Source organism: Ornithinimicrobium carbonis, from assembly GCF_050703245.1.
Taxonomy (GTDB): Bacteria; Actinomycetota; Actinomycetes; order Actinomycetales; family Dermatophilaceae; genus Ornithinicoccus.
The window spans coordinates 3,706,406-3,720,765 of record NZ_CP192647.1 but is presented as its reverse complement, the minus strand read 5'-3'; the positions used below and the strand labels follow the sequence as shown (position 1 = coordinate 3,720,765).

The window sequence follows — 14,360 nt, the reverse complement described above, 5'->3', positions numbered from 1 at the left end:
CGAACGACCCGTGCAGTCGTTCGCCGGGCTCGACCCGGTCCCGACCTCAGCGCAGGTCGGTGACCTCGAAGAAGGTGGTCGTGCCGGACACCTCGTTGCCCACGACGACCAGAGGTGCGCCGGTGGGGGACTCCGAGGCCGGGACGAAGGCCAGGCCCTCGGCCCCGAGGTCACCGGCGGCGGCCAGTGCCACGTCGACGTTGTCGGCGTCCTCGACGGACACCGAGAAGTCCCGGTTGTTCACGTAGGTGACGAAGGACGCCTCTGCGGGTTCGGTGACGTCGTAGACCATGACGCCGCCGGTCCTCTCCAGGCCGATGAACGCGTAGGTCCGTCCGGCGACCTCGCCGAGGACGACGCCCTCGGGCTCGGGTCCCTTGTCGTCGGAGCGGCCCTCGAGGTTGGTCTCGGAGTGGTTGGAGTTGAAGAAGTCCGGGACCGCCTCGGCGACGATCTCCTCGAGCTGGGAGCCGGAGTCGAAGACCAGGGTTCCGGCGCCGTCGAAGATCGAGAAGCTGCGCGTGCCGTAGGTGAACAGCTCGGCGTAGCAACCGGCCTCGACGTCGAGGCCCTGGGCGAGGGTGATGTTGAGGCGACCGAGGTTCTCGTCGGCCTGCAGCTCCGCCACCGTCATGCCCGCCTCCTCGGCGACGGCGTCGCAGACGGGGGGTATGCCGTCCCGGCCCAGGTCCTTGACGCGCGCCTCCTCGGAGTAGGCGTCGTAGTCGCGGGCGTCCCCCTCGTTCGCGGTGACGACGTAGTCGGTGCCGCGCACCCGGTAGGAGTCGATCGCATCCGGCAGGCGGAGGCCCTGCACCGGCCAGGTGTCGAGGTTGGTCCCGCCGTCGCGGTCGGAAGGGTCGAAGGCGACCTCCCGCCGGTCCACCGTCCCCAGCGGCAGCAGGTCGGTGACCGTGGCGGCGCGGACGTCGAGGACGGCCAGGGCGTTGGCCTCCTGCAGGGACACCCACGCGGTGCGGCCGTCGTCGGAGACGGTGACGTACTCCGGCTCCAGGTTCTCCGAGACGGGGGACGCCGGGGTGCCGGTGCCGGCGTCCTCCCGGCCACCGAAGACACGGACACCTGCGGGAAGCGCGTCGCCCTCGAAGGCGTGGAAGTCGGCGGTGGCCACGTCACCCTGCGTGATCGCGGCCGTCCCGTGCTGGGCGGAGCGGCCGCGGTCGGTCAGCTGCTTCGGCAGCCTGACCACCGACACCGAGCCCTCGGGGTCGAGGCTGTAGTCGCCCGTCGGCTCGCCCTCGTTCGCGACGACGAGCGCCCGGTCCCCGCGGGGGGTCAGCGCGACCATGTCGGGCAGCGCACCCACGCGGTAGGCACCGAGGACCACCGGCTCCTCCCGCCGCACGTCCACGACGAGCAGCCAGCCGTCGTCGGTCTTCTGCGGTGCCTCCAGGGCCACGACCGCGAGCCCGTCGGGGCGCACCGCGACGGAGTTGGCGACGGTGCCCCCCGGGATGCTCGATTCGTCGGCGGCGACGACACCGACGGCGGAGATCTCGGCGACCTTGACGGGGCTGGTGGGGTCGGCGGCGTCGAGGACGTCGACGGTGCCGGTCTGTGCGTTGACGACCAGGGTGCGCTGGCCGGCGGCGTACCAGGCGACGATCTCGGCGGCGGACCCGTCGAAGACGCCGGTCTCGAAGCTGCCGACCGGATCGAGGGTGAAGGCGGAGTCCGGTGCCGAGTGGCGGACGGGCTCGGGCACCACCCCGGCGACGGCCGGGGCGGCAGCGAGGCCGCCGGCGAGGGAGAGGACGACCGCCGAGCGGACGGTGGCGGGCAGGGCGCGGGTGCGGGTGGAAGTGGTCATGTCGAGGACGCTAGGAAGGGTGGGCGGCCCCGGGGTGACGTCGGGATGAACGGTACGGGTCGATCAGGTGGTGAGTGGGTCGGGCCGGCGTTCCTCAGCCCGGCCCGCCCTGCCGCCTCTCGGCCCGGTCGGAGAGCAACCAGTCGGCGATGATCGCCAGCCAGCGGTCCGCGGAGCCGCGCAGCCGCCGGAGGGCCTCGTCGACCTCGGGCACCTCGAGCCGGGCCAGCGCCTCCACGGCCACCAGGGCGACCTCCTTGTCGTCGTGCTCGACGGCGTGGACGAGGGCGTCCACCGCGGGCCGGGCGTCGGGGTCGCCGACCACCATGAGCACCTCGGCCGCGTGCCGCCGTTGGACGGGGTCGCCGGCGCGCAGGCGGGCCGCCAGCTCGGGCACGGCCGGCGCGCCCAGCTGCTCCAGGGCCCGGGTCAGCAGCTCGTGCCGGCGGCCTCGTCCGGGTCACCGAGGTGGGCCATGAGAGCGGGCACGGCCTCGGACGTCCCCGTGCGGCCCAGGGCCCACCAGGCCTTGGCGGCCACGGCCGGGTCCGGGTCGTCGGCCAGAGGCAGGATCCGCTCGACCGCCGAGGGGTCCTGGATCTTGCTGAGCGCGTGCAGCACCTGGACCCGGGAGGGTGCCCCGCCCTCCAGGGCGCGGAGCAGGTGCGGCAGGGCGGCCTCGGACTGGCGCACCACCGCCCAGGTCAGGCTCTCCCGCACGAAGAAGTCCGGCTCGGAGACCAGCAGGGCGACGAGCTCCCCGGCGGTCGCGGGACCGGCGAGGGTGCCCAGCCGGATCGCGGCCTCCTGCCGCACGCTCGGGTCCTCGTGCAGCGCCGCGCGCAGCGCCTCCCGCAGGTCCTGGGTCCGGTCGTCCACCCGCGGCAGGCTACCCGGCGGTGGATACGCTGGGGTGTGCCGGCCGCTGCCCGACGGGCTGCGGCGACCCGCGACGAGGAGCGAGCCATGCCCACGGACCCCAGCGCGCAGCCCCCAGGCCCGGACGGTCCGCCGGGGGACGGTCCGCCGGGGGAGGAAGCGGCGGGGGAAGGCGCGTCCTCGGGTCCCTCCCCGGAGGCCGTCGACCTCGCGCACGCCCTGTTCGACCTGGCCCGGAACGGGCGCACCGAGCAGCTGACCGCGTACGTCGACGCCGGCGCCCCGGTCGACCTCACCGACCCGGACGGCAACACGCTGCTCATGCTCGCCGCCTACCACGGCCACCCGGACCTCGTGCGGCAGCTGGCCGAGCGGGGGGCCGACGTCGGCCGGCTCAACGACCGCGGGCAGTCTCCCCTGGCCGGAGCGGTGTTCAAGGGGGAGGACGAGGTCGTCGGCGTGCTCCTGGCCGCGGGGGCCGACCCGGACACGGGGACGCCGACCGCCAGCGAGACCGCGAAGCTGTTCGGCCGCTCCGACCTCCTGGACCGCGGAGGTATGCCGTGAGCGCGCCTCCCCGGGACCGTTCCGTGGAGAGAGACAGGCCGCCGCCGCGGGGCGTGCTGGTCACCGGGTCCTCCCGCGGCGTGGGCGCGGCCACCGCCCGGGCCTTCGCCGCCCGCGGCGACCGGGTCGTCGTCCACTACCACGGCAGCGAGGACCTGGCCCGGGAGGTGCTGGCCTCGCTGCCCGGCGAGGGTCACGGCCTGGTGCGGGCCGACCTGGGCGACCCGGCCGCCGTCGAGCGGCTGGCCACCGAGGCCGTCGGCCTGCTCGGACGGATCGACGTCCTCGTCAACAACGCGGCGATGATCGTCGCTCCCGAGGAGGGACGCGGACGGCGCGGGACGCACCCGCTCGAGGAGACGTCATACCCCGACTGGGTCGCGGTCTGGGAGCGCACCCTGGCGACGAACCTGCTCGGGCCGGCCCACCTGATCTGGCAGGTGGCGCGGCACATGATCGACGTGCCGCCGGGCGAGGGGCTGCCGACCGGGCGGATCGTGGACGTGGGCAGCCGGGGCGCGTACCGGGGCGAGCCGGACATCCCCGCCTACGGCGCCAGCAAGGCCGGGCTGCACAGCCTGGGGCAGTCGATGGCGGTCCGGCTGGCACCGCACGGGATCGCCGTGCTCGGGATCGCGCCCGGGTTCATCGCGACCGAGATGGCCGGGTACGCCCTTGCCGGGGAGCAGGGCGCGGCGATCAGGGCCCAGAGCCCGTTCGACCGGGTCGCCACCCCCGAGGAGGTCGCCGACGCGGTCGTCGCGCTCGCCGACCCGTGGTCCCGCTGGGCCTCCGGGGCGGTGCTGGACTTCAACGGGGCCAGCCACCTGAGGTAGGAGAGGCCGCTCCGCACAGATGTACCCGGCTGTCGTGTCACATCGGTCGTCCCGGTGACCGATGTGACACGACAGCGGCGTCCCACGGCGGGCCGCGCCCGCCCGTCCCGGACGAGCGCATGCCACCCCCCTACCGTGGTCCCATGACTCCGAGCCCTCGCCGTGTCCTCGTCACCGGCGCCGGCGGCACCCTCGCCGGCGACTCCCTGCCGATCCTGCTCGAGCGCACCCGCGGCGAGTGGGAGCTCGTGCTCACCGACGCCGACGCGGACCCCGACGCCGCCCCGCCCGTGCAGGAGCTGGACGTCCGCGACCTCGAGGCGTGCGGGCGGGCCTTCGACGGGGTGGATACGGTCGTCCACCTGGCCGGTGCGGCCGCCCCGGACTCACCGTGGGAGATCGTCCTGGACCTCAACGTCGTCGGCACGAGGACGGTCCTGGAGGCGGCCCGCCTGGCCGGGGTGCGCCGGGTCGTGCTCGCCTCGTCCAACCACGCGATGGGGATGTACGACCGGGACGAGCAGTGGCCCGTCTACAACTCTCAGCCGCCACGGCCGGACTCGCTCTACGGCGTGTCCAAGGTCGTCGGCGAGGTGCTCGGGCGGTTCTACCACGAGGAGCACGGGCTGGACGTGATCGCGCTGCGGATCGGCTGGGTCAGCGGCGACGACTACGGGGCGGCCGACCAGGACATCGTGCGGGCCATGTGGCTCAGCCCCGGGGACGCGGCCCAGGCGCTGCAGCGTGCGGTCGAGGCGCCGACCCGGTTCGGGATCTACTACGCCGTCTCCGACAACCACAACCGTCGGTGGGACCTCACCGACGCGATGCTGGAGCTGGGCTACCGCCCGCAGGACAGCTGGCACGCGGTGGCCGGCGAGGAGGAGCGCGTCGTGCCCGGGGGCGAGCACACGCCCGACTCCTGGCCGGAGGCGTAGGGCGAGGACCTCGTCCGCACGCGCGTGCTCCGGTCCTGCGAGCCGCCGGTCGCGCAGCCCCGTCCGCTCAGCGCCGCCGGAGGGCCGCCCGGTCCTGCCGGCCCAGCCACACCGCCAGCGCCACCCCCGCCAGCGCGCCGAAGAGGTGCGCCTGCCAGGAGACCCCCTCGCGCAGCGGCAGCACGCCCCACAGCATCGACCCGTAGAGCACGACCACGAGACGCACGCCGACGAGCCCCCGCCACAGGTGGCGGGAGACGAACCCGTAGACCGCCAGGAACGCGGCATACCCGTAGACCACCCCGCTCGCCCCGATGTGCACCGTGCCCGGACCGCCCAGCAGCCACACCCCCAGGCCGCCGACCAGCACGACGCCGGCGGTCACCAGCCACAGGTGCCGGGTGGTCAGGGCAAGCAGGCCGCCGAGCAGGAGCAGCGAGACCGTGTTGGTCATCAGGTGCCCGAAGCCCAGGTGCAGGAACGGGCTGAGCACGATCCCCGCCACGTGCCCGGTGTCGCGCGGACGGATCCCGAACTGGTCCAGCGGCAGCGGGAGCACCAGGTCCACGACCTCGACGGTCCACATGAGCGCCACGAGGAGGAGCACGGGCAGCAGCCGCCGTCCCCAGGTGGGCGAGCCGGGTCGGGCGGGGGCGCGGGAGGTCACCTCCCCATCGTGCCAGGGCAGGAGGCGGGGGTATGCCGTCGCGCCGGCCAGGGGTATGAGGTGAGCGCGGCCAGGGGGAATGAGCGCGGCGCGCCTCGCGTTAGAATGATTGACACATCAAGCAACGAGAGGTGAGCCATGCAGTTCGGTCTGTTCAGCGTCGGGGACGTCACGCCCGACCCCACCACCGGCCGCACGCCGAGCGAGCACGAGCGCATCCAGGCGATGACCGCGATCGCGCTCAAGGCCGAGGAGGTCGGTCTCGACGTCTTCGCGACCGGGCAGCACCACAACCCGCCGTTCGTGCCGTCCGCGCCCACCACGCACCTGGCCTACATCGCCGCGCAGACCGATCGGCTCCTGCTCTCCACCGCGACCACCCTGATCACCACCACCGACCCGGTGCGCATCGCCGAGGACTACGCCTTCCTGCAGCACCTCTCGGGCGGCCGGGTCGACCTGATGATGGGCCGCGGCAACACCGGCCCGGTCTACCCGTGGTTCGGCAAGGAAATCCGCCAGGGCCTGGCGCTGGCCGTGGAGAACTACCACCTGCTGCGTCGGCTGTGGCGCGAGGAGGTCGTGGACTGGCAGGGCAAGTTCCGCACGCCGCTGCAGGGCTTCACCTCCACCCCGCGCCCGCTCGACGGCACCCCGCCGTTCGTGTGGCACGGGTCGATCCGCTCGACCGAGATCGCCGAGCAGGCCGCCTACTACGGCGACGGGTTCTTCCACAACAACATCTTCTGGAACATCGAGCACACCGCCCAGATGGTGGGCCTCTACCGTCGTCGGTTCGAGCACTACGGCCACGGCTCGGCCGACCAGGCGGTCGTGGGTCTCGGCGGCCAGGCGTTCATGGCCGGGACCGAGGCGGAGGCCAAGCGCGCCTTCCGGCCCTACTTCGACAACGCGCCCGTCTACGGCCACGGCCCGAGCCTGGAGGAGTTCACCCGGGCCACGCCGCTGACGGTCGGCACGCCGGAGATGGTGGTCGAGCGCACCCTCGGCTTCGCCGACGCCGTCGGGGACTACCAGCGCCAGCTCTTCCTCATGGACCACGCCGGCCTGCCGCTCGAGGTCGTCCTCGAGCAGGTCGAGATCCTGGGCCGTGAGGTCGTCCCGGTCCTGCGGCGCGAGTTCGAGGCCCGTCGCCCGGCGCACGTCCCCAGCGACCCGCCCACGCACGCCTCGCTCGTCGCCGACGGGCCGCAGGCGCCGCACCACCTGGTCGCCCCGGCCCGGTCCGCCGCGGACCGCGCCGCCGCCCGGGCCAGCTGACCCGCCGGGACCGCCGACCGCCGGCGGTCCCGGGACCTGCCCCACGCCATACCCCCGAGGAGTGCCATGACCCGTCGCATCGTCGTCGTCACCGCCGGACTGTCCACCCCCTCCTCCACCCGGCTGCTCGCCGACCGCATCGCCGACGCGGTCACCACGCAGATCACCGCCCGGGGTGAGAGCGCGCACGTGGACGTCGTCGAGCTGCGCGAGCTCGCCCAGGACCTGGCCACCACCATGACCACCGGGGGCATGCCGGTGGGCCGGGTCTCCCAGGCCCGTGACCTCGTGGCCGCCGCGGACGGGGTCGTCGCCGTGACGCCGGTGTTCACCGCCAGCTACTCCGGGCTGTTCAAGATGTTCGTCGACGTCCTCGGCACCGACGCCCTCAACGGCGTCCCCGTGATCGTCGCCGCCACCGCGGGCACCTCGCGCCACCAGCTCGTCCTGGACCACGCGCTGCGGCCGCTGTTCACCTACCTGCGGGCGGTCGTCGTCCCCACCGGTGTGTTCGCCGCCACCGAGGACTTCGGCGGTGGCGAGGGCGACGAGCTGGGCCGGCGGATCGCCCGTGCGGCCTCGGAGCTGGCCGCGCTGGTCGTCGCCGAGAGCGGGTCGGTGGCCGGCTTCGTCCCCCGGGAGGACGACCTGGCCGCGCCCCGCCGCCGACGCTCCGGCACCACCGTCGACCAGGACGTGACCGACTTCGAGACGATCCTCGGCGGCCTGGGGCAGTAGGCGAGGGGAGAGGGCGCGGCGGCGACCCGGCCGGCCCGGGCCCCTGGGACGGCCCGGCCCTCACGCGCGGCTCGGCCACTGGCACGGTCCGGTCCGTTGGACGGCCCGGTCTACGGCCCGGCCCCCGGCACCCGACGATGCAGCGCAAAGCCGTGCGATCGAGGGAAATAACCCCCGATCGCACAGGTTTTCGCTGCCTCGAACGCGACGCCAGCATCTGACCGCCCGCGACGACGGGTCGCGGTCCCCACGGGCTCGTGTCCCAGGTCGCTGACAGACCCGTCCCGCACACTGGGTCCGTGACCTCGAGGACGGAACGGGGCCGCGGGAGCTCCTGCGGCGGGGTGCTGGGCACCCTCGTCGTCGTGGGCGCGGTGATCGTCGGGACCGTCGTGGCTTCCCCCGCCCTGCAGCTGAGCGACCTGCGCGACGCCGCCGTCGACCCGCTCCACGGCGAGCCGGGCTCCGGCGGGGAGGGGTACACCTTCCTGCAGACGACCGGCAGCGGAGCCCCCCTGACGTGGCCCTGCGACGAGCCCGTCGAGATCGTCGTCAACCCCGAGGGGGCCCCGGAGGGGTATGCCGACCTCGTCGCCTCCGCGGTCGACCGGCTCTCGACCGCCAGCGGGTTCACGCTCGAGGTGGTCGGCGAGACCGACGACAGAAACTTCGAGGACCGTGGCTACGGCCCGGTGCTCGTGGGCTGGGCCGACGAGGAGGAGGTGTCGGCGCTCGCCGGCCCGGTGGCGGGGATCGGCGGGTCCAGCTACCTCGCCGGGCCGGGCGGTGGCGGCCGGGCCGTCGGCGGGATGGTGGTCGTCGACACCGAGGAGAACGGTGGGTGGTTCTCCCGCACCGAGCCCGAGGCGGTCCTGGTCCACGAGCTGGTGCACGTGCTGGGGCTGGGGCACAGCGAGGACCCGACCCAGCTGATGGCCGCACGCAACGAGGGGCAGGTCGAGCTGGGGGAGGGCGATCTCGCCGGGCTGGCGGCCCTGCGCGAGGCCGCCTGCTCCTGACCTGCCGTCTCGTGCAGTCGTCCGTGGCCCCCATCAGGGCCACGGACGACTGCACGGCGCCGCTCCGTGACGGGGACACGGCATACCCCGGTCCATGGGGCACGGCGAACCCCTGGACGTGCGGTGACCTGCGCTGTCGTGCACGTCACAGGCCGCGCGGATCCGTTGCCGCCGACCCCGACCCGTGGCAGGCTGAGGGTATGGGCGCCTTCGAGATGTTCACCCGTGGCAACGACAGCAGCGAGGAGCCCCCCACGCCCGTGCCGCCGCCGGTCCGGCCCTCGGTAGGTGAGCAGCTCGGGACGCTGGCCCGGCTGGGGCTGGAGGCGCAGGACGGCGTCAGCACCCAGGACATCGCCGACGACCCGGACGCGGTGGGGTGGATCAAGCTGCACCCCTACGTGGCCGTCCTGCAGGTGATGGCCCGCGACCAGGACGGGTCGCTGACCAGGCACCCGCACGTGACGACGATCGACCTGGACCACCTCGTGGGCCCGGAGTCCTACCCCGACCTCGTGCGCAAGCTCGCGGACGCGGCCGGCACGACCCACCTGCTCGACGAGGTGGAGGGCGGTGTCGACGAGGAGCGGGGCCGTTGGGTGGTCCGCTTCACCTTCGACGAGGTCACGCGGGAGATCCACCCGCGGCGGGACCACGACCGGGCCGACCCGGTCGTGATGCCCGAGCTGTTCGCGGCCGTGGCCGGGGCCGGCCATCGCCCCGCCTACGTGCGCCACGGACGCTCGATGACGGTGGCCTACGTGCCGGCCCGCCACGCCGGCGAGCTGCAGCGCGTCTTCTCCCGCTGGGCCTGACCTCCGCGCCGGGGCGGTCCCGGGTGGTAGGCATGGAGGCATGACGACGACGTCCCCCACCAGCACCGACCGCTACCGCGAGGCCCGCGACCTCCTGCTCTCCCTGCACGGCCAGCCGGAGCGGGCCCGGGCGCAGTTCCGCTACCCGGACGTGGGACAGACCTTCAGCTGGGCGGTCGACTGGTTCGACGCGGTCGCCCGCGGCAACGACCGGCCGGCCCTGACGATCGTCGAGGAGGACCTGTCCGAGCTGACGCTGACCTTCGACGAGGTCGCCACCCGCTCCGACCAGGTCGCCGCCCTTCTTGCGGCGCAGGGCGTCTCGAGGGGAGACAGCGTCATGGTCATGCTCGGCAACCAGGTCGAGCTGTGGGACACGATGCTCGGGGTGATGAAGCTCGGCGCCGTCGTCATGCCGACCACCACCGCGGTCGGACCGGCCGACCTGCGCGACCGGGTCGAGCGCGGCCAGGCACGGGCGGTCGTCGCCAACCCCGCCGACACCCCCAAGTTCGAGGAGGTCCCGGGCGACTACGTGCGCCTCAGCATCGGGGAGGTGGACGGGTGGACCGACCTGCGCACGGCATACCGGACCTCGGTCCCGCCGGCCGAGCACCCGGGCACCCGGGCGGACGACCGCCTGCTGCTCTACTTCACCTCCGGCACGACCAACCGGCCCAAGCTCGTGGAGCACACGCAGGTCAGCTACCCCGTGGGCCACCTGTCGACGATGTACTGGCTCGGCGTGCGCCCCGGCGACGTGCACCTGAACATCTCCAGCCCCGGCTGGGCCAAGCACGCCTGGAGCTGCTTCTTCGCCCCGTGGATCGCCGAGGCGACCATCCTGGTCTTCAACTACGCGCGGTTCGACGCCGCGGCGCTGCTGAAGGTCCTCCGGGCGCACCGGGTCACGACGTTCTGCGCGCCGCCGACCGTGTGGCGGATGCTCATCAACGCCGACCTCTCCGGCGGTCCGGGTGCGCTGCGGGAGGTCATCGGCGCGGGGGAGCCGCTCAACCCCGAGGTCATCGCCCAGGTGCAGCGGCAGTGGGGGCTGACCCTGCGCGACGGCTACGGGCAGACCGAGACCACCGCCCAGATCGGCAACTGCCCCGGGGAGCGGGTCAAGCCCGGATCGATGGGTATGCCGCTCCCGGGCGTCCCCTCCGTGCTCGTCTCCCCGGACACGGGCGAGGTGGTGCAGGGGCCGCGGGCGAGGGGGAGATCTGCCTCGACCTGGCGGCCGCGCCGGTCGCGCTGATGACCGGCTACCAGGGCGACGACGCCCGCAACGCCGAGGCGATGGCCGGCGGTTTCTACCACACCGGCGACGTCGCCGAGCGGGACGCGAACGGCATGGTCACCTACGTCGGCCGCACCGACGACGTGTTCAAGGCCAGCGACTACAAGATCAGCCCCTTCGAGCTGGAGTCGGTCCTCATCGAGCACCCGGCGGTGGCCGAGGCGGCGGTCGTGCCGGCGCCGGACGAGGTGCGCCTGGCGGTGCCCAAGGCCTACGTCGCGCTCGTCGACGGCCACGAGCCGACGCGGGAGACCGCCCTGTCGATCCTGCGGCACGCCCGCGAGCACCTGGCCCCGTGGCAGCGGGTGCGACGGATCGAGTTCTACGAGCTGCCCAAGACGATCTCCGGCAAGATCCGGCGGGTCGAGCTGCGGGCGCGGGAGAACGAGCTGGCCGCCGGCGCCTCGGCGGTCGGGCCGACCGGCCACGTGGGCCTCGAGCACGAGTTCCGCGACAGCGACTTCCCCGAGCTGAGGGGCTGAACCGCAGAGGCCGCCCGCCGGCGCGCGCCGGCCCCGGCGCGCGCCCGGGCGAGGCGCCTGCCCGGCGCCGGGCCGGCCCTCTGCCCGTCACCGGCGAGCCGTCTGTCCGTCACCGGGCGGCCCGCCGGCCCGGCGCCGGGCACAATGGTCGCTCGTGACCACCATCGTCCTCCTCCACGCCCATCCCGACGACGAGGCCTCGCAGACCGCGGGCACGATGCGGCTGGCGGCCGACGCCGGCCACCGGGTCGTGTGCGTCTACGCCACCGACGGAGACCACGGGACGGTGCCCGCCGACCTGGTCGAGGGCGAGACCGTCGTCGACCGGCGCCGGGCCGAGGCCGCCGCGTCCGCCGAGGTGCTGGGCACCGCCCGGGTCGCCTGGCTGGGCTACGCCGACTCGGGCATGACCGGCTGGGAGCAGAACGTCGGGGAGCGCGCCTTCCACGCGGCGGACACCGACGAGGCCGCCGGTCGGCTGGCCGCCATCCTCGACGAGGAGGACGCCGACGTGGTCGTCGGCTACGACTGGCACGGTGGCTACGGCCATCCGGACCACGTCAAGGTCCACCACGTGGTGCACCGGGCGGCCGACCTCGCCGCCCGTCGCCCCCGCCTCCTGCAGGCCACCATGAACCGCGACGCGATGCGGCGTCTCTACCTCGCGGCGAAGGAGGCGGGGCTGGCCGGGGAGGAGGGGCAGGACTGGGACCCGGACCTGCCGGCCGACGACGGCAACCCCATCGGTTCGCCGGAGTCGGACCTGCACTGGCACGTCGACGTGCGGCCGGTGATGGCGGCCAAGCGCACCGCCCTCGCCGCGCACGCCTCCCAGGAGGACGTCGGCTGGATGCTGGGCATGCCGGAGGAGCAGTTCGCGATGGTCTTCGGCGACGAGTGGTACATCGAGGAGGGCCGCCCCGCCGGCGTCGTCGACGGGCACCCGCTGCTCGACGGCTGAGCCGCGGTTCGAGCCCACCGCCTCGTCGCCGCCCCCCCCCCGCCCCGCCCCCCGACGCCCGGTCGCGGGGGCCGGCGCGGCTGCATACCCTCGCAGGATGGACGAGCCCCCCGCCCCGATGCCGGAGTCCGCGCGCGAGCTGCCCGACGGGAGCGACCTCGGCCGGGCCCTGGGTACCGACTTCTACGGCCTGGACGAGCTGCTGACCCACCGGGAGCGGGAGCTGCGCGACGGGGTGCGCCGCTGGTGCGACGAGGAGGTCGTTCCGCGGGCCGCGGAGTTCTGGGAGGCGGCGCGCTTCCCGCGCGAGCTGCTCCCGGGGTATGCCGCCACGCACGTGGCGGGGTCCTCGATCGAGGGGTACGGGTGCGCGGGGGTCTCCCCGCTGGCCGAGGGGATGATGTGCGCAGAGCTGGCCCGCGGGGACGGGTCGGTCGCCACGCTCAACGCGGTGCACTCCGGCCTGGCGATGACGTCGGTGCACCTGCTGGGGTCGCAGGAGCAGAGGGAGCGCTGGCTGCCGGCGATGGCCCGGGTCGAGCTGCTCGGTGCCGTCGCCCTCACGGAGCCCACCCACGGGTCGGACGTGGTCAGCCTGGAGACGACCGCCCGGCGGGACGGGAACGACTGGGTGCTCGACGGGGCCAAGCGGTGGATCGGCAACGGGTCGGTGTGCGACCTCGCGGTGGTGTGGGCGAGGGATGACGACGGGAACGTCGGAGGGTTCGTCGTCGAGGCGCCCCAGCAGGCCGACGGCTGGGACGCCCGGGTCATCGAGGGCAAGATCAGCAACCGGGGGGTCTGGCAGGCGCACATCCGCCTCGACGGCGTGCGCGTGCCGGTGGAGAACCGGTTGGCGCAGGCGCGGACGTTCGAGGACACCAACCGGGTGCTGGCGCGGTCGCGGCAGACGGTGGCCTGGGAGGCGCTGGGCCACGCGGTGGGGGCGTACGAGGGAGCCCTGACCTATGCGCTGCGCCGCGAGCAGTTCGGTCGCCCGCTGGCTGCCAACCAGCTGGTCCAGGATGCCCTGGCGCGGATGGTCACGCTCATCACCTCGATGCAGCTGATGTGCACCCGGATGTTGCAGCTGGAGGAGCAGGGCCGGTGCACCCTCGAACAGGCGGCGATGGCCAAGCTGCACACCACCACGGCGGCCCGGGAGGTCGTCGCCACCGCCCGGGACCTGCTGGGCGGCAACGGGATCCTGCTCGACCACCACGTCGGACGGCACTTCGCCGACCTGGAGGCCGTCTACACCTACGAGGGCAGCCGGACGGTGCAGTCGTTGCTGGTCGGCCGGGCGGTGACGGGGCTGAGCGCCTTCACGTAGACCTGCCGTGGCAGGCCTGATGGTATTTTTCTGCCATGAGGACGACCATCGACGCCGCTGGCCGCATCGTGGTGCCGAAGGCGCTGCGGGACGCCATGCACCTGAGGCCCGGTCAGCACGTGGACATTGTCCTCACACGGACGGACGGCTCGAGATCGAGGTGGCCTCCACCCCCGTCACGCTGCAGGAGGAGGACGGGTTTCCGGTGCTGGTGCCCGACCACGAGCTCCCCCCGCTGACCACCGAGACGGTGCGCGACGTGCTCGAGGCCACCCGCCGGTGAGGCCGTCGTGCGACACCAGCGTCCTGGTGCCCGCGTTCCTGCCGTTCCACGAGCGGCATCGGCAGGCTCTGCGAGGTCTGGGCGGTGCCGAGCTCGACCTCCCCGCCCACGTGCTGCTGGAGACCTACAGCGTCCTCACCCGCCTGCCGGCTCCGCACCGGATGGCGCCGGCCGCGGTGCTGGCAGCCCTGCAGCGGGTCACGGGATCGACGTTGACGCTCCCCGGCGACGGGCACCTCGAGACCGTGGTCGCCCTGGCCGCAGCGGGGATCACGGGGGGTGCGGTCTACGACGGTCTCGTGGGCATGACCGCCAGGGAGCACGACCGCACGCTCCTCACGCTCGACCGTCGTGCCCTGCCCGCGTACGAGGCCGTGGGCGTCCGCGTCCGACTGCTCTGACGGAAGGCCCGACTGGGACCGTCCTC

The 14,360-nt window shown here is 74.0% G+C and carries 15 protein-coding genes and 2 pseudogenes; 13 read left to right on the top strand and 4 right to left on the bottom strand.

The annotated features are described in order from the left end of the window. Positions 1-46: 46 nt before the first annotated feature. The 3 genes from ACQ95T_RS18665 to ACQ95T_RS18655 all read right to left on the bottom strand — a co-directional run bounded on the left by ACQ95T_RS18665 (position 47) and on the right by ACQ95T_RS18655 (position 2,710). A complete protein-coding gene (locus ACQ95T_RS18665; protein WP_431473279.1) occupies positions 47-1,831 on the bottom strand; it encodes a choice-of-anchor I family protein in 1,785 nt (594 codons plus the stop codon). Between the two features lie 94 nt (positions 1,832-1,925). After that, positions 1,926-2,228 carry a HEAT repeat domain-containing protein gene (locus tag ACQ95T_RS18660; protein ID WP_431473278.1) on the bottom strand — a complete coding sequence of 101 codons (303 nt, stop codon included), beginning with the start codon at positions 2,226-2,228 and terminating at the stop codon, positions 1,926-1,928. Between the two features lie 32 nt (positions 2,229-2,260). Continuing rightward, positions 2,261-2,710: a HEAT repeat domain-containing protein gene (locus ACQ95T_RS18655; protein WP_431473277.1), complete on the bottom strand. Its 450-nt coding sequence runs from the start codon at positions 2,708-2,710 to the stop codon at positions 2,261-2,263. An 87-nt stretch (positions 2,711-2,797) separates the two neighbouring features. Between ACQ95T_RS18655 and ACQ95T_RS18650 the strand changes: the two genes are divergently transcribed. From ACQ95T_RS18650 to ACQ95T_RS18640, 3 genes are all read left to right on the top strand, one after another. Next, positions 2,798-3,277, top strand: coding sequence for an ankyrin repeat domain-containing protein (locus ACQ95T_RS18650; RefSeq protein WP_425943316.1), 480 nt, complete (start codon positions 2,798-2,800; stop codon positions 3,275-3,277). After that, positions 3,274-4,113, top strand: coding sequence for an SDR family NAD(P)-dependent oxidoreductase (locus ACQ95T_RS18645; protein WP_425943315.1), 840 nt, complete (start codon positions 3,274-3,276; stop codon positions 4,111-4,113). Before ACQ95T_RS18650 ends, ACQ95T_RS18645 begins: the two co-directional genes overlap by 4 nt. Before the next feature lie 143 nt (positions 4,114-4,256). After that, the gene (locus ACQ95T_RS18640; RefSeq protein WP_431473276.1) at positions 4,257-5,051 is read left to right on the top strand and encodes an NAD-dependent epimerase/dehydratase family protein; all 795 of its coding nucleotides are present in this window, start codon (positions 4,257-4,259) and stop codon (positions 5,049-5,051) included. 67 nt (positions 5,052-5,118) lie between these two features. Here the strand turns inward: ACQ95T_RS18640 and ACQ95T_RS18635 are convergent, their stop codons facing one another. After that, the gene (locus tag ACQ95T_RS18635; RefSeq protein WP_431473275.1) at positions 5,119-5,718 is read right to left on the bottom strand and encodes a rhomboid family intramembrane serine protease; all 600 of its coding nucleotides are present in this window, start codon (positions 5,716-5,718) and stop codon (positions 5,119-5,121) included. A gap of 138 nt (positions 5,719-5,856) precedes the next feature. Between ACQ95T_RS18635 and ACQ95T_RS18630 the strand changes: the two genes are divergently transcribed. From ACQ95T_RS18630 to ACQ95T_RS18585, 10 genes and pseudogenes are all read left to right on the top strand, one after another. Beyond that, complete coding sequence (locus ACQ95T_RS18630) at positions 5,857-6,999, top strand: LLM class flavin-dependent oxidoreductase (protein ID WP_425943312.1); 1,143 nt, start codon at positions 5,857-5,859, stop codon at positions 6,997-6,999. Positions 7,000-7,065: 66 nt separating this feature from the next. Beyond that, positions 7,066-7,737 (top strand): FMN reductase, encoded by a 672-nt coding sequence (locus tag ACQ95T_RS18625; protein WP_425943311.1) that lies wholly within the window; start codon positions 7,066-7,068, stop codon positions 7,735-7,737. A 299-nt stretch (positions 7,738-8,036) separates the two neighbouring features. Then, a complete protein-coding gene (locus tag ACQ95T_RS18620; RefSeq protein WP_425943310.1) occupies positions 8,037-8,756 on the top strand; it encodes a matrixin family metalloprotease in 720 nt (239 codons plus the stop codon). Positions 8,757-8,956: 200 nt separating this feature from the next. After that, positions 8,957-9,571 carry a hypothetical protein gene (locus ACQ95T_RS18615; RefSeq protein WP_425942507.1) on the top strand — a complete coding sequence of 205 codons (615 nt, stop codon included), beginning with the start codon at positions 8,957-8,959 and terminating at the stop codon, positions 9,569-9,571. A gap of 40 nt (positions 9,572-9,611) precedes the next feature. After that, positions 9,612-11,356, top strand: a pseudogene (locus ACQ95T_RS18610) (AMP-binding protein). Positions 11,357-11,510: 154 nt separating this feature from the next. Beyond that, on the top strand, positions 11,511-12,317 hold the full coding sequence (locus tag ACQ95T_RS18605; RefSeq protein WP_425942505.1) for a PIG-L family deacetylase: 807 nt from the start codon (positions 11,511-11,513) through the stop codon (positions 12,315-12,317). A 97-nt stretch (positions 12,318-12,414) separates the two neighbouring features. Next, positions 12,415-13,650, top strand: coding sequence for an acyl-CoA dehydrogenase family protein (locus ACQ95T_RS18600; protein ID WP_425942504.1), 1,236 nt, complete (start codon positions 12,415-12,417; stop codon positions 13,648-13,650). 35 nt (positions 13,651-13,685) lie between these two features. Then, positions 13,686-13,751 (top strand): annotated as a pseudogene (locus tag ACQ95T_RS18595) (AbrB/MazE/SpoVT family DNA-binding domain-containing protein); the annotation flags it as partial. Between the two features lie 59 nt (positions 13,752-13,810). Beyond that, a complete protein-coding gene (locus ACQ95T_RS18590) occupies positions 13,811-13,933 on the top strand; it encodes a hypothetical protein (RefSeq protein ID WP_431473926.1) in 123 nt (40 codons plus the stop codon). Between the two features lie 26 nt (positions 13,934-13,959). Continuing rightward, positions 13,960-14,334 (top strand): PIN domain-containing protein, encoded by a 375-nt coding sequence (locus ACQ95T_RS18585; RefSeq protein ID WP_431473274.1) that lies wholly within the window; start codon positions 13,960-13,962, stop codon positions 14,332-14,334. Positions 14,335-14,360: the final 26 nt, after the last annotated feature.